The 17998-nt window shown below is 63.0% G+C and carries 24 protein-coding genes; 21 read left to right on the top strand and 3 right to left on the bottom strand.

Features of this window, described 5'->3' with window-relative positions:
- Position 1: 1 nt before the first annotated feature.
- The 9 genes from QHC67_RS00245 (at position 2) to QHC67_RS00205 (ending at position 7575) form a co-directional block, all read left to right on the top strand.
- Positions 2-406: a DUF6511 domain-containing protein gene (locus tag QHC67_RS00245; protein WP_319289699.1), complete on the top strand. Its 405-nt coding sequence runs from the start codon at positions 2-4 to the stop codon at positions 404-406.
- Complete coding sequence (locus QHC67_RS00240) at positions 406-1173, top strand: PD-(D/E)XK nuclease family protein (protein ID WP_319289697.1); 768 nt, start codon at positions 406-408, stop codon at positions 1171-1173. Before QHC67_RS00245 ends, QHC67_RS00240 begins: the two co-directional genes overlap by 1 nt.
- Entirely contained in the window at positions 1170-3476 is a 2307-nt protein-coding gene (locus QHC67_RS00235) for an AAA family ATPase (protein WP_319289693.1), read from the top strand. The genes QHC67_RS00240 and QHC67_RS00235 overlap by 4 nt, the downstream gene beginning before the upstream one ends.
- Positions 3477-3821: 345 nt before the next feature.
- A complete protein-coding gene (locus QHC67_RS00230; protein WP_319289691.1) occupies positions 3822-4361 on the top strand; it encodes a hypothetical protein in 540 nt (179 codons plus the stop codon).
- Positions 4358-4966, top strand: a complete 609-nt coding sequence (locus QHC67_RS00225; protein WP_319289686.1) for a hypothetical protein — start codon at positions 4358-4360, stop codon at positions 4964-4966. The genes QHC67_RS00230 and QHC67_RS00225 overlap by 4 nt, the downstream gene beginning before the upstream one ends.
- 139 nt (positions 4967-5105) lie before the next feature.
- Entirely contained in the window at positions 5106-5372 is a 267-nt protein-coding gene (locus QHC67_RS00220) for an HNH endonuclease signature motif containing protein (RefSeq protein ID WP_319289680.1), read from the top strand.
- Between the two features lie 181 nt (positions 5373-5553).
- On the top strand, positions 5554-5919 hold the full coding sequence (locus QHC67_RS00215) for a hypothetical protein (RefSeq protein ID WP_319289675.1): 366 nt from the start codon (positions 5554-5556) through the stop codon (positions 5917-5919).
- A gap of 38 nt (positions 5920-5957) precedes the next feature.
- Positions 5958-7196, top strand: a complete 1239-nt coding sequence (locus QHC67_RS00210) for a site-specific DNA-methyltransferase (protein ID WP_319289673.1) — start codon at positions 5958-5960, stop codon at positions 7194-7196.
- 43 nt (positions 7197-7239) lie between these two features.
- Entirely contained in the window at positions 7240-7575 is a 336-nt protein-coding gene (locus QHC67_RS00205; protein ID WP_319290040.1) for an excalibur calcium-binding domain-containing protein, read from the top strand.
- 17 nt (positions 7576-7592) lie between these two features.
- On the opposite strand, the gene QHC67_RS00200 is transcribed toward QHC67_RS00205, so the two are convergent.
- Positions 7593-8030, bottom strand: a complete 438-nt coding sequence (locus QHC67_RS00200; RefSeq protein ID WP_319289671.1) for a hypothetical protein — start codon at positions 8028-8030, stop codon at positions 7593-7595.
- Between the two features lie 50 nt (positions 8031-8080).
- On the opposite strand from QHC67_RS00200, the gene QHC67_RS00195 reads away from it, so the two are divergent.
- The 10 genes from QHC67_RS00195 (at position 8081) to QHC67_RS00150 (ending at position 15018) form a co-directional block, all read left to right on the top strand.
- The gene (locus QHC67_RS00195) at positions 8081-8563 is read left to right on the top strand and encodes a phage terminase small subunit P27 family (protein WP_319289667.1); all 483 of its coding nucleotides are present in this window, start codon (positions 8081-8083) and stop codon (positions 8561-8563) included.
- Positions 8508-10346: a terminase large subunit gene (locus QHC67_RS00190; RefSeq protein ID WP_319289661.1), complete on the top strand. Its 1839-nt coding sequence runs from the start codon at positions 8508-8510 to the stop codon at positions 10344-10346. The genes QHC67_RS00195 and QHC67_RS00190 overlap by 56 nt, the downstream gene beginning before the upstream one ends.
- Positions 10346-11581 carry a phage portal protein gene (locus tag QHC67_RS00185; RefSeq protein ID WP_319290038.1) on the top strand — a complete coding sequence of 412 codons (1236 nt, stop codon included), beginning with the start codon at positions 10346-10348 and terminating at the stop codon, positions 11579-11581. Before QHC67_RS00190 ends, QHC67_RS00185 begins: the two co-directional genes overlap by 1 nt.
- On the top strand, positions 11578-12174 hold the full coding sequence (locus QHC67_RS00180) for an HK97 family phage prohead protease (RefSeq protein WP_319289656.1): 597 nt from the start codon (positions 11578-11580) through the stop codon (positions 12172-12174). Before QHC67_RS00185 ends, QHC67_RS00180 begins: the two co-directional genes overlap by 4 nt.
- A gap of 67 nt (positions 12175-12241) precedes the next feature.
- A complete protein-coding gene (locus QHC67_RS00175; protein ID WP_319289654.1) occupies positions 12242-13507 on the top strand; it encodes a phage major capsid protein in 1266 nt (421 codons plus the stop codon).
- A gap of 72 nt (positions 13508-13579) precedes the next feature.
- A complete protein-coding gene (locus tag QHC67_RS00170) occupies positions 13580-13780 on the top strand; it encodes a hypothetical protein (protein WP_319289650.1) in 201 nt (66 codons plus the stop codon).
- A complete protein-coding gene (locus QHC67_RS00165; RefSeq protein ID WP_319289648.1) occupies positions 13777-14319 on the top strand; it encodes a head-tail connector protein in 543 nt (180 codons plus the stop codon). The genes QHC67_RS00170 and QHC67_RS00165 overlap by 4 nt, the downstream gene beginning before the upstream one ends.
- Entirely contained in the window at positions 14319-14645 is a 327-nt protein-coding gene (locus QHC67_RS00160) for a phage head closure protein (protein ID WP_319289646.1), read from the top strand. Before QHC67_RS00165 ends, QHC67_RS00160 begins: the two co-directional genes overlap by 1 nt.
- A 20-nt stretch (positions 14646-14665) precedes the next feature.
- Positions 14666-14875 (top strand): hypothetical protein, encoded by a 210-nt coding sequence (locus QHC67_RS00155; protein WP_319289644.1) that lies wholly within the window; start codon positions 14666-14668, stop codon positions 14873-14875.
- Positions 14876-14892: 17 nt separating this feature from the next.
- Complete coding sequence (locus QHC67_RS00150; protein WP_319289642.1) at positions 14893-15018, top strand: hypothetical protein; 126 nt, start codon at positions 14893-14895, stop codon at positions 15016-15018.
- Here the strand turns inward: QHC67_RS00150 and QHC67_RS00145 are convergent.
- A complete protein-coding gene (locus tag QHC67_RS00145; RefSeq protein WP_319289639.1) occupies positions 15003-16058 on the bottom strand; it encodes a DUF4268 domain-containing protein in 1056 nt (351 codons plus the stop codon). The genes QHC67_RS00150 and QHC67_RS00145 overlap by 16 nt on opposite strands.
- A gap of 138 nt (positions 16059-16196) precedes the next feature.
- On the opposite strand from QHC67_RS00145, the gene QHC67_RS00140 reads away from it, so the two are divergent.
- Together QHC67_RS00140 and QHC67_RS00135 are read left to right on the top strand one after the other, a co-directional pair.
- Entirely contained in the window at positions 16197-16733 is a 537-nt protein-coding gene (locus tag QHC67_RS00140) for a TIGR02594 family protein (RefSeq protein WP_319289637.1), read from the top strand.
- A 65-nt stretch (positions 16734-16798) separates the two neighbouring features.
- On the top strand, positions 16799-16993 hold the full coding sequence (locus tag QHC67_RS00135; protein WP_319289635.1) for a hypothetical protein: 195 nt from the start codon (positions 16799-16801) through the stop codon (positions 16991-16993).
- Here the strand turns inward: QHC67_RS00135 and QHC67_RS00130 are convergent.
- Entirely contained in the window at positions 16990-17997 is a 1008-nt protein-coding gene (locus QHC67_RS00130; protein WP_319289632.1) for a GIY-YIG nuclease family protein, read from the bottom strand. The two genes, QHC67_RS00135 and QHC67_RS00130, sit on opposite strands and share 4 nt — an antisense overlap.
- Between the last annotated feature and the right edge of the window lies 1 nt (position 17998).

Raw genomic sequence — 17998 nt, 5'->3', positions numbered from 1 at the left:
TATGGAAAAATCGCCCTGTGCCGAAAAGCGTCGGCGGTGCTGGCATCCACGCGGTTTGCTGTGTGCTGTCTGCCTTCGTCCAACCTCTGGCTTCGGCTGGTCGGGCCCGCAACGCACGAAACATTCGCAGCGCTATGTGTGGTTCTGCTCCATCAGCTGCCAGCGCTTCTTCTGGCTGCGAGCGCGAAAGGTGTCGGACATGGTTGATCTGACATCGATTGAAGAAACTGCACTTCATGCAGCCCTGCAGCCGGTTGCCACCCTGATTGACCGGATTGGCTGGCAGACTGCGCCCGCCGCCTGGACGCAAGAGCAGATGGTCGAACTGATCTCGGTGGCCGTCGAAGGCTTCCAGACCGCGATGCGTGACATTGCGGCCGCCGACCCGATGTACGTGCCGTTCTGATGCTGGATTTCAACCACCGCCCCGCCTTCGCCGAATGTCTCAACGGGCTGGTCGAATGTCATCTCATTGAGCAGGACGTGCAGAAGGCCCCCCGCGAATATCTTGGCGGGTCACGGGTCGGCGTCGCCTGCGAGCGCGCGCTGCAGTTCGAGTATAGCCAGACTCCCAAGGATGATGGCGCCGGCTTTGGTGGCCGCACCTTGCGGATCTTCGCCATCGGCCATGCGCTGGAAGATCTGGCGATTGCGTGGCTGCGCGGCGCTGGCCTCGAATTGTTCACCTACAAGGGCAACCGTCCGGATGGGGAGCAGTTCGGTTTCTCGGCAGCCGGCGGACGGCTGCGCGGTCATGTTGATGGAATTATCGCCTCCGCCCCTGCGTCGCTTGGCTTGGGCTCTCCCGCGCTGTGGGAGTGCAAGACCATGAACGCGAAGAACTGGCGGGCCTGCGTCAAGGATGGCGTGGCAAAGTCAAAGCCCGTCTACGCCGCCCAGATCGCGCTCTATCAGGCCTATATGGAGGCTGCGGTGTCGGGCATATCGGCATCACCCGCGCTGTTCACCGCGATCAACAAGGATACCGCCGAGCTTCACCACGAACTGGTGCCGTTCGATCCGGATCTGGCCCAGCGCATGAGCGACAAGGCCGTGCGCATTTTGACAGCGACCGATGCCGGGGAATTACTCCCGCGCTTCACCCGGACCCGCGATCATTTCGAATGCCGTTTCTGCTCATGGGCTGCCCGCTGCTGGGAGATGGACCGGTGAGCGAAGACAATATCGTCCACTTCAATCCTTGGCGTGATTTCAACGATGCCGCATCGCTGGAAGAGCTGCTGCTCGAGCCGGATCCGGCCCAGATCGCCGCCTTCGTCGATGTGGTGTTCAGCTTTTGCGACGGCCTGATCCCGGTCCGCAGTTTCATCGACAAGGGCCAGGGGATCGAGGGCAAGCCGCATAATATCTGGGTCGACGCCGATGCCTCGGCGCCAGACAAGCTGACAACCTTCGCCCATTGGGCGAGGCGCGAGGGTGCTGCAGTCTACGTCATCCCGGGCACCGTGGCGCAGAGCGGCCAGGCAAAGTCCGTCGATATCGCCGCCATGCAGGCGATCGTCGTCGACATCGACACAGGCGACATCGGCGGCAAGCTCCTCCACCTGATCCGGCATCTGGGCGATCCCACGCTGGTCGTGGAAAGCGGCGGGCGCACGCCCGAAGGCGCGCACAAGCTCCATGTCTGGTGGAAATTGTCGGAGCCAGCGACAGGCAGCGATATCGAGCAGGTCTGCGCCCTGCGCGGCACCATTGCCAACAAGGTAGCAGGTGACACGCATTTCCGCTCCGCGCACCAGCCGATCCGTGTTCCCGGCACGATCTACCATAAGGGTGGCAGCCAGCGGATGGTGCAGATTCTGCAACATCTCCCCGCGCGTGACGTGGACCTGGCTGATTTTGCCGAGATGGTCATAGCCATGCCGCCCATGCCAGGGATTGGCACGGTGGCGGCCCCGGCTGCGGACAAGCCCGCTCTCGCCGATGTTCTGACCACTCCGGTCCATGAAGGCGGAGCTGATGCCTGGTCTCGGTTCGAGGGTGCCAGTGCTGCCATTGGCCACTTCATCCGCCAGGTTCATGACGGCCGGATAAGCCCGGATGATGGCTGGGAGGCTATCTGCCAATATAATGCCGCCATGCTGCGGCCGAGCTGGCCACTGGATCGCCTGAAGGCGGAATCTGATCGGCTGTGGCGGCTGCATGTCGAGCGTAACGGTCCGCCGCTGGTGCGACTGGATAGCGCGGAGCCAGCCCCGAACGAGATGCCGGCCTTCACGCTGGGCTCACTGCTTGACGACACCAGCCGCATGCCTGCTGACATCATCGCGCCGCGCGTGCTGACGCCGGGTGGCCTGCTGGTGCTGGGTGGCGCGCCCAAGGTCGGCAAGAGCGACCTGCTGATTTCCTGGCTTGTCCACTTGGCGGCAGGCCAATCTTTTCTCGGTTTTACGCCGCCGCGCCCGCTGCGCATCTTCTACCTGCAGGCCGAGATCCAATACCATTATCTGCGCGAACGCATACAGCAGATCGCACTGTCGGCTGAATTGCTGGCAGCCGCGCGCGACAACCTTATCGCCACCCCGAAGCTGAAGATGCTGCTCGACGCCGAGGGCAGCATGCGCGTGGCCGAGACGATCCAGCGGGTGTTTCCGTCCGATCCTGTCGACATCATCTGCATCGACCCGATCCGCAACCTGTTCGATGGCGGACCCGATGGTGGCGGCGAGAACGACAACGCGGCCATGATGTTCTTCCTGAAAGATCGGGTCGAGGTCCTGCGCGATCACATCGATCCCGACTGCGGGGTCATCCTTGTTCACCATACCAAGAAGCTGTCGAAACAGCAGGTCAAGGACGATCCGTTCCTGGCACTTTCCGGTGCGAGCGCATTGCGTGGCTTTTACACCTCCGGGCTGATCCTGCACCGGCCGGATGAGGAGAGCCCCCAGCGGCGTCTGGAAATCGAGCTGCGCAACGGGCCGGCATTGCGGCCCAAGCTGGTCGACAAGGTCAGGGGTGAATGGGTTGAATTGAACTCCCTGAACGAACGCCTGGTGCGCAAGGATGTGGGTGCCAGGCTCGATGCCGAACGGGTGCGCAAGCATGATGTGATCCTTGGCATGCTGCTTGATGAGGCTACCGAAGGCCGCCTCTACACCGTCACGCAGTTCACGGAAAAGTTCGAGAACAAGGGAGGCCTTGGCGGTAAGTTTACGATCCGCGATCGGATCAGCGTTCTTGCCACCAAAGGCTACGTCAAGTTCCTCCGGGACGGCGCGCCGTTCGGCTATCCTGCGGTTCGCTCCCGCTATGGATATCTCTGTGTCGAGGGCATGGCGTTGGCCGCCGCGGAGGTCGTCGACGAGGAGACCGGTGAGGTCATCGGTGTGCCGCGCCCGGTGCTCCCCAGCCATTATAAGTGTCCGCATTCAGGGGTGTGTCTCGACGTCGAGAACCCGGCTGTCTGGGTCTATCCGGAAGGGGGTGAAAGTGCGCTCGCTCCTCAGGACTGAGTTCTCGGTCCTCAGTCCTCCTCGGTCCTAAATCCAATGAGTTCAATCATTTGTCCAAAAAGAGGACCGAGTGAACTCGGTCCTCGCTCAGTCCTCCAAATTCAGAAAAATCATATGTTTTACAGCAACTTGATCCACATGGAGGACTTAGAAGGGAGAGCCCCCTTACTACGTAAGGGGGGGCACCCTGCCGGTATGCCCCCCATTTCTTACGTAGCGGGGTGTCCCGCGCGCACCAGGTCGCCTCCCTGACAGGACCCAGACCGGACGACGACAGCCAGTACCGCCAAGCACCAGGCCGCCGCCGTCCGCACCACGACCCATCCCCTTCGACGGAGAATCATCATGGATAGTCTGACTCTGCCTGCGCCGGTGCGTAGTGCAACCCCGCCGGTGGCAAGGCCGGTCACGATCACACGTGGCGCCATGCTGGCCCTCGACCTTGGCACCAGCACGGGCTGGGCGCTTCAGTCCCCCGACCGACAGATCACCACTGGCACGGTGTCGCTGAAGCACAGCCGCTACGACGGTGGCGGGATGCGCTACCTGCGATTTCGGCGCTGGCTGGAACAGCTCGACTTGGATGCGGGCCCGATCGAAGCGGTCTACTTCGAAGAGGTCCGTCGCCACGTCGGCACGGATGCTGCCCATGTCTACGGTGGCCTGCTTGGGGTGCTGACCGCTTGGTGCGAGGAAAACCTTGTCGCCTACCAGGGCGTGCCGGTCGGTACGATCAAGCGGTTCATCACCGGCAAGGGCAATGCCGACAAGGCCGCTGTCATGGCGGGTGTCCGCGCTGAGGGCTTTGCACCGGCCGACGATAACGAGGCCGATGCCATCGCCATCCTGCTCTGGGCGATCGATACTCGTGGCGGTGTGCGATGAGCCGTGGCCGAAAGCGGAAAGCCGGACGCCGTCACCCCTGTGGTAAGCTGGCTCCTGCCAGCGTGGGCGAAACCCAGCGCGAAGTCGTGGCAACCGTCATGGAGGCTCGGCAGCGCCATTACGGCGTGACGGCCAAGCAGGCGAAGGATGAGCGTCTGGGTACTACGCTGGGACGGCTCGCGTTCTCGGCCAAGGTCACTGCCGACCAGTATGCGGCGGGTGCGATGTATGGCGAGATCATGGCCCGCCACCGTGCGGTCATGGGCCTGCCCATGGACCAACCCCGCTCGGTCACAGCGCTGCTGATCAACGAGGGGATCTTCGGTGGCAGCGCGCCCGACCATGTTCCTGCCTTCGTCGAGAAGGTCCGGCGTCAGGCGGCCAGCACGATCCTGATGTTGCGAACCGCGGACAGTGACGCCCCGGGCAAGGCTGGTCGCAAGCCCAGCGTCCTCGTCCATGCGGTGGTCTGCCATGAGGCCGAAGCCACCAACTGGCCGCAGGCGGATCTCGTCAACCTGTGCCATGGGCTCGATGCCCTGTGTCGCCTGTACCGGATCGGGGACAGTTCGCTGGCAGTTTCCGCCGCCACCCAAGTGAAGTAACAAACTGAATATATTGCGTTATTCATAAATTTCACATTGACCAATCTTGCCAGATGCCGTAGACCTTCCGAAATAGAGAGTTAAGAACTGCGCCCGGAGCCCGCCAGCTTCCGGGCGTTGTTCGTTTGAGGTGACGCACATGGCTGAGCGACTGCGCGGACGGGCCGCTGTTACCCAGCGCCGTCGCCGCCTCCAGGCCGAGCCGCTCTGCCGGGACTGCAAGGCGAAGAGGATCATCACGGCAGCAACCGTGCCCGATCACATCGTTCCGCTCACCCGAGGCGGCAGCGATGACGATGGTAATATTCGCTGCCTGTGCGCTGACTGCCACAAGGCCCGCACCGCCGAGCAGTTCGGCCATCGCAGGCGGATCGAGGTCAATGCCGATGGTTGGCCTTGTGCCTGACCCCGGGGGCGGTTCGCTCTCAGTCGCTCTCGGTAGGGAAACCGCTGCCGACCCAAACTTCTCACGCCCGCGAGTTAGCGACCGGGGGTGAGGGCCGGAAAAGTAACGCAAAACCGTCTAATTGGCTGGATAGTCGGTGCGAACAGAGCGAACGTTGCTTCACGAACACGGAGCGACGCAAATGACCAACAAGGCTCTTCCAACCCGCAACGAAGCCTGGGGTTTCTACGGCGCCACCGCCGGGTTCACGGACGCGGACGCGGCATGGGCCATCGCCTCTCCGGCGATCGCCAAAGTCACCGCGGCCAGCGCTGAAGGGGTTCGGGAGTTTCTCGAAAGCCGGCACGGCCGCCACTTCGCGGACGACGTGCACAACGGGATCCACGCCGGCCTCGACCTCGACGCGGCGATCGACGCCGCCATCGCCCGCTGGATGGGCTGGACGATCGATCGCAACACCGCCCACGAAACCGGCATCCCCAAGGGACTGCCCTATCTGACTGGCTTCGTAACCCACTTCGCAATCGAGGCCGAACTGGCCGACTGACAGCGCTGATATCGGCGCTCATCCACAAAGGAGCGCCGATGTCGCAATCTTGGCCGGCAGACAAGGTCGAGCGCAGGAGCGTCTCGGCACTGGTGCCCTATGCCCGCAATGCCCGCACACACAGCGAGGAACAGGTGGCCCAGATCGCCGCCTCGATCCGTGAATGGGGCTGGACGGTTCCGGTGCTCGTCGATGAAGATGGCGGCCTGATCGCGGGGCACGGACGGGTGCTTGCCGCGCGCAAATTGGGCATTGTCGACGTCCCTGTCATGGTGGCGGCCGGCTGGACCGAGGCCCAGAAGCGGGCCTATGTGCTGGCCGATAACAAGCTGGCGCTCAATGCCGGCTGGGATGCCGAACTGCTCGCGCTTGAGCTGACGGACCTGCAGGCCTTCGACTTCGATCTGGGGATCACCGGTTTTTCCGATGATGAACTGGCCGCCCTGACGGCCGATAAGACCGAAGGCCTAACCGACCCAGACGAGGTCCCGGAAGCTCCTGCCAATCCGGTCACCAAACCCGGCGACATGTGGCTGCTTGGCAAACACCGCCTCGTATGTGGAGACAGCACCGATGCCGACACCGTCGCCAAAGCGCTGAACGGAGTCATCCCGCACTTGATGGTCACCGATCCGCCTTACGGCGTCGAGTATGATCCGGCGTGGCGCGAGAAGGCCGGGGTCGCCGCCTCGGGAACCGCCAAGGGCAAGGTACTGAACGACGACAAGGCCGACTGGCGCGAAGCATGGGCCTTGTTCCCGGGTGACGTCGCCTATGTTTGGCACGCTGGCCTGTTCGCTGGTGTCGTCGGGGACAGTCTAGCGGCCTGCGACTTCCACCTCCGCTCCCAGATCATTTGGGACAAGGGCCAGCTCGTTCTGTCCCGCGGCGACTATCACTGGGAACATGAGCCCTGCTGGTACGCTGTTAAAAAGGGCGCCAAGGGCCATTGGGCCGGCGACCGCAAGCAGACGACCATCTGGCATATTCCGAAGCCGAGAAAGAGCGAGACCGGGCACGGCACTCAGAAGCCGGTCGAGTGCATGAAGCGCCCGATCGAAAACAACTCCAGTTCCGGACAGGCTGTTTACGAGCCGTTCTCTGGATCAGGCACCACTATCATTGCCGGCGAAATGACGGGCCGTGCGGTCCACGCGATCGAGCTGAACCCGGCCTATGTCGATGTGACCATCAAACGCTGGCAGGATTTCACCGGCCAGGCCGCGACGCTCGAGGGTGACGGGCGGACATTCCCCGAACTCGGTAAGCAGCGGTGAAACAGATAAGTATCTGCTAACTTTTGACTGCTACGTTTCGGTGATGCAGCGTCACCCGTACGATTCCCGGCGGCGATCGAACGGACCGCGTCGATACCAAAAGCGCAAACCTGCAAAAGGGAGTTTTGGCCTGCAGGTTCTTGGCCTCAGCCTGATTGCCGGCGTGGCGACTTGGCAGGGTGCGCCTGTGGTGGAAAGCCTATGGTCAACCGTCAGCAAAACGCCTGAGGAAATCGCTGCCATAGAGCAATCAGCCTATTATGCCGGCTGTGACGATGCGCGCGCTGCGGGCGTCGCACCGATCTCTCGGGGGCAGCCAGGATATCGGGAAGGTATGGATGGCGATCTCGATGGTGTCGCTTGCGAACCTTATCGATAACCAGAACCTGCGGAGCATCAGCAGCGATGGTTGCGCCAGTACCGATCCCACCGCAGCGCCCAGCCGCCCCTGACCATCGCACAGGATAGGTCACCCGACTTGGGCGACACGCACCAGGCCGCAGTCCGCGAACCACCAGCGCCGCCTACGGAACGACAGCGCAAAGCTTGGCCGCTCACAAGGATGTGCCCCTCCCGGGACACACCCACCGGGCGTCCGATCAGGCCGACCAGTGCATCGCGCGCCTGCTCGGCCGATGCCTTCGGGCACGGGTGATTGGGACGGCAGGTGCCATCCATTTCTCGCGCCGCGATACCAGACAGACGGATGCGCGGCCCTTCGGCGCACCAGATTGGCCCGTCGCCATCCCACACCCGAATGGGCGTGCAGGTGAAGGTTTCTCCGGAGGGCGCAATGACCGCAGCGGCAAACAGCAGAAATCCGAAAATTGTCATGACCTTGGTAAGAGGGGCTGGTCGGGACGCATAGAGGAAGGGAATCCTTCATGAAACCCGGCACCAAACCCAAACCAACACAGCTGAAGCTGATCGAGGGCAACCGCGGCAAGCGGCCGCTCAATCGTAAGGAGCCTCGCACCGTAACGGCATTGCCGACGGCGCCGGCACACCTGACTGCTGACGCGCTGGAAGAATGGAACCGGGTCGCGCACTGGCTTCATCGTATCGGGCTCTTGTCCGAGGTCGATCGTGCCGCGCTCGCTGCCTACGCCCAGGCTTACGGCCGCTGGGTCCAGGCCGAACGTGCCATCGCCAAGATGGCTGAGAAGGACCAGCTGACCGGCGGCCTGATGATCAAGACCACCAACGGCAACGCCATCCAGAACCCGCTCGTCGGCACCGCCAACAAGGCCGCGGCGGACATGATGCGCTACGCCGCAGAATTCGGGATGACGCCCAGTGCCAGAACCCGCATTGCAGCTGAAGCGCCGGCGGAAAGCGACGACCCGGCGGAGCGCTTCTTCGGCTGACCGCACGACCAATTACGCCCGGGCCGTCATTGCCGGGGACATCATCGCCGGCCCGCACGTCCGCAACGCCTGCCGCCGCCACCTCGATGACCTTAAACGCAGCGACGGCATCCGGTTTGACCTCGAGGCTGCCACGCATGCTTTCGGCTTTTTCGAGGAAGTGCTCAAACTCTCCGAAGGTCAGTTTGATGGTCAACCCTTTCGGCTCGAGCCCAGCCAGGCCTTCATCATCGGCTCGGTGTTCGGCTGGATGCGAAAGGATGGCCGCAGGCGTTTCCGCCGGGCCTATATCGAACAGGGCAAAGGCAATGGCAAAAGCCCGGTCGCGGGCGGCATCGGCCTCTACGGCATGACCGCCTGCAATGAGGCTGGCGCGCAGATCTATGCCGCGGCAGCCAAGCGCGAACAGGCCGGCATCCTGTTTGCCGACGCGGTCAAGATGGTGCGGCAGTCACCCGCGCTGGCAAAGCGGCTGGAGTTTTCCGGCGGGGCGGGCCGCGAGTTCAACATCGCGCACCATGGCTCAGGATCCTTCTTCCGCCCGGTGTCGCGTGACACCGGCAGGACCGGATCGGGCCCGCGGCCCTATTTCGTGCTGGCCGACGAAATCCACGAGCTGCCCGACCGCTCGATCATCGAGATGCTGGAGCGCGGTTTCAAATTCCGCCGCGACCCGCTGCTGTTCATGATCACCAACTCGGGCTCCAACCGCAATTCGGTAGCCTGGGAAGAGCATGAGCACGCCATCAAGGTCGCGGCCGGCAACATCGATGCCGTAACCGACCCGACTTACCTCGGCGAGGTCATCGACGACACGACGTTCAGCTATGTCTGCGCCCTTGACGAGGGCGATGACCCGCTCGCCGATCCCACTTGCTGGATCAAAGCCAACCCGCTGCTCGGCGTTACCATCACGGCGGAATATCTCACTGAAACAGTCGCACAGGCCAAGGCGATCCCGGGGCAATTGAATGGCATCCTGCGGCTGCACTTCTGCGTCTGGACCGATGCCGAGACCGCCTGGATGACCCGGGCGACGGTGGAGCCCGCGCTCGCCGACTTCGAGATTGCCGATCATGCCGGGGCGCGTGTGGCGCTCGGGATCGACCTCAGCCAGAACCGGGACATCACTGCGCTCGCCGCCATCGTGCAAACCGGCGTGGTGGAGTCCGGCGAGCATGCCGGCAAGCCGCTGTTCGATGGCTGGGTGGAAGCCTGGACACCGGGCGATACGCTGGGGCCACGCGAACTGCGCGACAAGGCGCCTTATGCAACCTGGGTGCGGGACGGTCATCTCCATGCCCCCAGGGGCGAGAATATCAGCCTGCGGCAAGTCGCCCAGGCACTCGCTGACTATGACCGGATGTTTGCCATCAGTGTCGCCGCCTACGATCGCTATGCGTTTCGCCGGCTGGAGGAAGAAGTAGCCGAACTCGGGCTAGTCCTGCCGTTCGTGGAGCACCCCCAGGGCGGCACCCGGCGCGGCAAGCCCGCCGAGGGGATGAGTGAGGGTTTGTGGATGCCGGGTTCGGTCCGGCTGGTCGAGGAAGCGCTGTTGGAACGGCGCCTGCGCCTCAAACGCAGTCCCGTTCTCGTTTCGGCCATCATGTCAGCCGTCACCGATGAGGACCGCTGGGGCAACCACTGGTTGGCCAAGGAGAGAGCTGTGAACAAGATCGATTGCGCGGTGGCGCTATGCATGGCGCTGGGTGCGGCCATGGGCAGCGTCGTCGCCGTTCCCGTCTCCCCATGGGACGACCCGAACTTCCGGTTGGTGGCGTGATGGGCTGGCGTGACTGGCTCGGGCGCGAGACACGGGGCTCGATCGAGAACCCGACCATCCCGGTGAGTTCCGAAAACTTCCTCGCCTTCTTCGGTGTCCAGTCGGGCAATCTGCCCAATGTAACCATCGACAGCGCGCTGACGGTCCCGGCTGTCTCGGCGGCGGTCACGTTCCTGTCCTCATCCATGGCGAACCTGCCGCTCCATGCCTACCGCACCAAAGGCGAAGGGGCAGAGCGGATCCGCGGCGGCATCCAGCGGCTGCTCAACGAAGCCCCCAATCCGGAATGGACCAGCTTTGGCTGGCGCAAATATATGTGGCAGCAGGTGTTCACCGGTGGGCGCGGCGTGTCCTGGATCGAGCGCAGCGGCGCCAATATTGTCGCGATCTGGCCAATGGATCCGGCCGCCACCACGGTAAAGCGGGTGGATGGCCGCAAATTCTACACCGTTGCTGGCAAGGCGGCAGCCTATCCGGCCGCCGACGTCATCGATATTCCCTACCTCCTGAAGCGCGACCAGCTTGGTGCCTACAGCCCGATCATCAACGGCGCCAAGGCGATCGCACTGGCGCTGGCCATGGGCGATTATGCCGGGGATTTCTTTGCGGGCGGCGGGGTTCCGCCACTCGCCCTGTCAGGCCCGCTGCCGCAAGGCGCCGAGGCGATGAAGCGGGCGATGGGCGACATCCACCGCGCCATCGAGGCAGCCAAGGCGAGCCGCAAACCGGTGTTTCCGATGCCGCCGGGTCACGAGCTGAAGCAGGTCGGGTTCGATCCCGCCAAGGGGCAGATGACCGAGGCCCGCCGCTTTCAGGTCGAGGAGATTGCCCGGGTCTATAATTTGCCGCCGGTATTCCTGCAGGACCTCACCCACGGCACATTTTCCAACACCGAGCAGCAGGACCTCCACCTGGTCAAACATCTGATCGCGCAATGGGCGAAGGCGTTCGAGGAGGAGCTCAATCTCAAGCTGTTCGGGCCCCGCGGCGGTGCACGCTATGTCGAGCATAATCTCGGCGGCCTGATGCGCGGTGACTTTGCCGCCCGCATGGCCGGGCTCGCGCAAGGCATCCAGAACGCGATCCTCACCCCCGATGAGGCGCGGGCGCTCGAGAACCGGCCGCCGCGCCCGCAAGGGGACCAGCTCTACATCCAGGGCGCCACCGTGCCGCTGGGCAGCAACGCGGCGACAAACACCGACGCCGCAGCCGTACCGAATGGAGATACAGCATGACGATGGAACGACGTGCGCTGGTGCGTCCCCTTGATCTCCGATCGGCCAGCGATGGCCAGACCATCGCCGGTTACGCCGCGGTGTTCGGCGCCGCCGCCGATATTGGCGGCCAGTTTCGGGAGATCATTGCGCCCGGGGCCTTTCAGGGCACGATCGCAGGGGACGTGCGCGCGCTGATCGACCATGACAGCGGGCGCGTGATCGGCCGCACCGCGGCGGGCACGCTGCGGCTCGCCGAGGACGATGTGGGCCTCGCGGTCGAGATTGATCTGCCCGACACCCAGGATGGACGTGATCTCGCCACGCTGATTGCCCGCGGTGACATCTCGGGCATGTCGTTCGGGTTCATCGTCACCCGCCAGTTCTGGGACGAGACCGGCGATATCCCGGTCCGCACCATCCAGGCCGTCGATCTGCGTGAGGTCAGTGCCGTCGCGTTCCCGGCCTATGACGACACGTCCCTTGCACTCCGCTCGCTTGAGTCCGCGCGGCGCGAGCGGCGCCAGCATAATTTCAGGGCAGCCGCATCGCGCGTGCTTGCCCGGAAAGTCTCCATCGACCTGCGCACCCGCAGGCTGGTGAGTAAAGCTTGAGGCAGTGCCCCCAAGCCCAATCGAACAGCCCGCCCGAGTGCGGGCTTTTTTATTGGAAGGAATACCCATGTCCCGTTTGAAAGACCTGCGCGAGCGCCAGGAGCAGATTGTTGCAGAGGCGCGCGAACGCCTCGACCAGATCAGTGCCGCGACCGACGAGGCTCGCGCTGCCGAACTGGAAATCCAGCACGACGCCGCGATGGCGGATTATGACCGGCTGGAGCAGCAGATCACCCGCGAGGAGCATCTCGCCCGCCTCGAGCAGCGCGCCGAGGAGGCCCGCGCAAGGCTGCGTCCGATCCCGGGCGATAGCCAGGCGCGCAGCCAAGACGACGGTGCGGCAATCGAGTACCGCACCGCTTTTGCCAAGGCCATTTGCGGCCCGCTGGAAGACCTGTCGCCGGAAGAGCGCGCCGTCCTCGCAAAGGGCCGTGCTGAATTTCGTGCCCAGACTGCCGGCACCACCACGGCGGGCGGCTTTACCGTTCCGACTGAACTCTCCAATCAGATCATCAAGTCGATGCTGGCATGGGGGCCGATGTATGACGGCAGCGTTGTGACGGAAATGGTCACGGCGAGCGGGAACCCGATCAAGATCCCGACCGTCGATGACACGGCTGTTCCGGCCGTGAAGCACACCGAGGCCACCGCGCTGACCGACGATGGCGGTAGCGACGTGACCTTCGGCCAGAAGTCGCTGGACGCCTACGCCTATGACACCGAGTTCATTCGCTGGTCGTGGGAACTCGACACCGACAGCATCTTCAACATGGAGGCGCTGCTGGGTTCACTGCTTGGCGAGCGCCTTGGCCGTATCGCCAATCAGGAACTCACCGTCGGTGACGGCACTGGTGATCCGAACGGCATCGTCACGGCGTCCTCGCTGGGTGTAACGACCGCATCGGCTACCGCCATTGTTGCAGATGAACTGATCGACCTCGTGCATTCGGTGGATCCGGCATACCGCACCGGCCCCAAGGTTGGCTTCATGTTCAATGACACCACGTTGAAGCTGATCCGCAAGCTGAAGGACGGACAGGGCAACTACCTGTGGCAGATGGGCGATGTTCGCGCAGGCGTCCCCGGCTCGCTGCTGGGTTACAACTACCACGTCAACCAGGCGATTGGCTCTGTGCCGGGCGCCGCGGCCGCCACGCGGGTGGCTGTGTTCGGCGACTTCGGCAAGTATTTTGTCCGTAAGGTCGGCTCGCCCGTCATCGGTGTGATGCGCGAACGCTTCTGGCCTGACCTCGGCATCGCAGGGCTTATCCGTTTCGACGGCGAACTGGGCGACACCGCTGCGGTCAAGCACCTCATCACCAAGGCATCGTAACGGGATCGGGCGGGGCTCCGGCTCCGCCCTTTCCCGGCGGCGTGTCCGCGCCCGTTGCAAAAGGAGCATCCCATGAAGGTCAAACTCACTGCCAGCCTGTCCGGCGCAAATGGCGCATGGAGCGCGGGCGACGCATATGAATGCAGCGACGAGGAAGCCTGCAGCCTGATCGCTGCCGGGTTCGCGGTGCCGGACGCCGCCCCCAAGGTGGAGCGGGCGGTGAAATCGGTGCCCGAGCTGCGTGCCGGTGCCAGGAAGAAAGCAGCGTCATGAGCTGGTACCCGGTGGTTCCCGTTGCGCCTGCGGTCGAGCCGGTCAGCCTTGCCGAGGCCAAGTTACAGTGCCGGGTCATTGGTACTGACGAAGACGCCGCGCTTGATCTCTACATCGCCGCTGCGCGGGCGCACGCGGAAGCCTATTGTGGCGTGGCCTTCGCGGAGCGGACACTGGTGGCGCGGTGCGACAGGTTTACCGATATGGCGCGGCTTCCGTTCGCGCCGGTAAATTCCGTCACGTCGATCGAGTATGTTGATGTGGCGGGTGCCGCGCAGACCCTGTCGGCTACAATTTTTGAACTGCGCGCTGACGGGCTGGATGCGGCCATCGTCCTGAAACCCGGCGCTGCATGGCCGGCGGTCCAGCCGGAATCACGCATCACGCTCACCGCGTCGGTCGGCACCGTTCCCCCCGACGATGTGCTCCACGCCATGCTGTTGTTCATCGCTGACAGCTTTGATCGGCGCGAGCATGCCAAAGCCAGCGACTGGACCACTCTCGACAGCCTGCTGTGCAATCACCGCAGGGGCGTCTGATGAGAGCCGGGCCGCGGAATCGCAGGATCGTGTTCCAGCGCAAGATGGTCATCGAGGACGATTACGGCGGCGAGATTACAACCTGGACCGATTACGCGATCCTCTGGGCGGGCGTCATCTGGGGTACAGGCGCCGAACGGCGGGAGGCCGCGCAGCTCTCGGCCTCGCAGCCGGCGACGTTTCGGGTTCTGGGCAACAGCGAGACGCTGGCGCTCAGTGTCCTTGACCGCATCAGCTTTGCCGGTGGGCTGTGGAATATCACCTCGGTCGTGCCGCTCGGCCTGAACGAGGGCGTGGAAGTAACCGCTATCCGCGCTGTGGTCTGAGGGTCAGGAGGGGGATTCAGATGGACGACAACGAACAGGATCAGCCTTCCCTGAAGGCAGATATCGAACAAGTGCGCTCTGAACTTGCGGAATTGCGGGCCGATGTGAAAGACCTGCTCGAGGCCTGGAACACGGCGACCGGCATGGTCCGGTTCGTCAAATGGCTGTCGACCTTCGCGACCGCGCTCGCCGTCCTTTACGCAACCGTTAAAGGCCTGTCCGGCCGCTAACTTCCCGGGAGACATCCATGAAACCGCTGCCACCGACCTATGGCTGGATCGATGACCTGCGCCCGCTGCCCAGGATGCTGGAAGAGGCCCGCAAGCTCTACGGCTCCTTCGAGGTGGCTGCATTCCTTTACCCAGAAACCTGAGATGCGCCTGCCGAGACTTCGAGTTCGCCATGCTGCCAGTCTTTGGCGTCCAAGTCCCGGACACGCGCAAGAAACACCCTGTGAAAGTCGTTAATCTTGGCGGAAAGCCACGCATGCTGGCGGGGCCAATCTCGCTCTTCTTCGGGGTCGACATTCGTCATGTAGACAGAGATGCGGCTGTCCCGCCGAGTGGGAAGCTCCTCCCACTGGAGCGGATAGCTGAGCTCCTGCTCAATGGCTTGCTGCTGGTCTCGGATTAGATGGAAGAAGGCCTTCGCCTGGTCGCCAGCGATGTATAGTTCCGCCCTGATCTCTCGCTTGGGGCGGATCATCACCGCTCCGAGGTTGAAGCCCGTCCGACCGATCGAGTAGCTCATCCACGATTGTGGCTGCGGTTTGCGGCTTCCAGAAACAGGCCCATCGGCTTGGTCCAATGTCTGATGAAATGCGGCCCAGTAGGCTCGCTGCTTCACCCTCGTGTCAGACAGTTCAGTTTCGTCGATCGCTTTCGCGGCTTGCGCGACCAAGCGTGACCAGTTGTTCGGCTTGGAAACGATGTTGAACTTCGGTGCGGCCGGCGAGTCCCCGATCCTCCACAGCTCCACCTCCAGTCCAAAGAACCGGAAGCTCTCGTCTGTAATCTTGTTGAGCCAGTCGAGCGTCGAGCGATGCTCTTCGGTAAATCGTGCGGCAATCCATACAATCGTCACGGCCTCCAGTCCTGAGGCATAGGTCAGGAGCTGTCCAAGATGGGCGTGATCCGTGCGTTCAAGCTGGTTCTCAATGAGTACCCACGCCCCCGTTCCGATGTCCTTGCAAAGGACGTCTGCCCGGAAAGGTCCAACAGCCTTCTCCTGAGCTTCCAGTTCAAGGTCGATGCCGAGCGCTTCGCCCAGGACCGCCAGATTTTCTTCTCGCGCCAACCAAGGGGTGAAGTCGCTGGACTCGCTCGTCCAGATATTTCGGAGATCGACGCGTGTCAGCCAACCGAGATCATTTTTGGAAACAGCCATTCTCTGTGATCCCTCGATGATATTCATGGACGTACCGATAGGCCTTACCTGAACCTTTCGCTCTCGCCAAAGCGCGCAGCAGATCGGGCCTGAGATGCGACCGCATCGCCGTGCTCTACGCCACCGCCAAGGCCTGTCCGGCCGCTAACTCCCCGGGAGAACCCCATGAAACCGCTGCCATCAGCCTATGGCTGGATCGATGACCTGCGCCCGCTACCCAGGATGCTGGAAGAGGCTCGCAGGCTCTACGGCACCTTCGAAGTTGCCGGACCTGACAACAACGCAGCCATCATGGGCTGGGCCAAGGAGACGGGCCTCACGAAGACTTTCACCGCCGACAGCATTCCATGGTGCGGCCTGTTCATGGCGGTCGTCGCGAAGCGGGCGGGCAGGCCGGTGGTGGAAGGCCCGCTCTGGGCGCGCAACTGGGCGAAGTTCGGGATACCAGCCGACCGGACTCAATTGGGCGACATTCTGGTGTTCCGCCGCGCGCAGGGATCCGGTCATGTTGGGCTCTATGTTGGCGAGGATTACGGCGCCTTTCACGTGCTGGGCGGCAACCAGTCCGACGGCGTGACCATCACCCGGATCGCACGGGATCGATGCATTGCCATTCGTCGGCCGGCCTATCGCAAGGCGCCTGCGAGCGCGAAGCCGGTCCAGCTGGCGGCCAACGGCGTGCTGTCCACCAACGAGGCCTGAGCGGCCACCACCATCACCAACCCGACCGCCCGCTTTGCCAGCGGGCTTTTTTATGGAGAAACGACATGGACGAACTGAAACCCTGGTGGGCGTCCAAGGCCATCTGGACCGGCGTCATCGGCAGCCTGTGGGGTGTCGCCGGTGCGCTCGGCATCCTGCCCGAGGGGCTGACCCAGGCCGACGTCCTTACGGTCGTACTCGCGCTAACCGGTATCGGCAGCGTGGTGTTCCGGAAGACTGCGAAAGCGCGGATTGGTTAGAACTCTGGTTCTGGATCGAGCGGAGGGGTGCTGTTTTCAGCCTCCTCCCATTCCGCATAGGTTCTGCCATCCGGCAATCGCCAGAGGATTCGGCCATTTGCTGCGGCCCCGGTCACCGTGGCTGCAGCGGCCGAAACCGATGAAAAGATGTAGTCCGAGGTGAACAGAAGGCCGTCATTCTGTTCCACCAGAATGCCCTTGGCCAGCAGATCGGAGCGCAAGGCGACAGTCCCCTTGGGGATCGTGTTCGTCGTTTTGATCCTGGCAACGGATCCCTTCTTCACGACGAACTCACCGCTGGCCGTGATCGACATCTGAGCGGCGAAGCCTTGGCCGCGATATGCGAAAACTACATTGGGTGCGGATGCAGAAGCCGGAATTTCCAACTTGTTACTATTGGTAAGGTCGCCCGAGACGACCTTGAACAGATTGCAGCCGAGAGCGCCAACCAGCGTCTTGGTCTGGTCGATGAACTCTTCCATGGCGGCCCGATCCGGCAGCGGCAGCTTCCCGACCTCGCTTGCCTTCTGGGCGTTGAGCAGCGTCCAACGCGGGTTCTGCCCCGCGTCAGCGATCAGCCTGGCTTCAACATAGCGGGCATGGGATTTGGTGAGGTTCTCGTCCTTGCTCACTAAGACAATTGTCTCAGTCCAGAAGGGCTTGCTGTTCATGCCTTTGTCGTTGCCGGCATGGTACTGGAGCCGATTAGCCACGCCCTCGGATTCGCCGATATAGGCCATGAGTCGATCTGGCTGCGCCTCATCGAAGCCCAGCAACAGGTACACGCCCGGGCGCCCAAGCTCTGGAAATGTGGCCCGCACCTGCTTCATCTGAAGCTTTCGGAACGCGATCGCCTGGATCGTCGACATCGAGATCTGGGCCACCCGGATGCCGTCTGGATCACCATCGAGCAGGAAAATGTTGATGGAGCGGGGGCGCATGGAAAATCGCTTTGCATTTGTGGCCACTTTGGCCAAAACTAGCAGATCGATAGCGGGCGTCAAA

The sequence above is a fragment of the Sphingobium sp. genome, from assembly GCF_033795625.1.
Taxonomy (GTDB): domain Bacteria; phylum Pseudomonadota; class Alphaproteobacteria; order Sphingomonadales; family Sphingomonadaceae; genus Sphingobium.
Note: the sequence above shows the minus strand (reverse complement) of the source record. Positions and strands in the feature narration are given on the sequence as shown.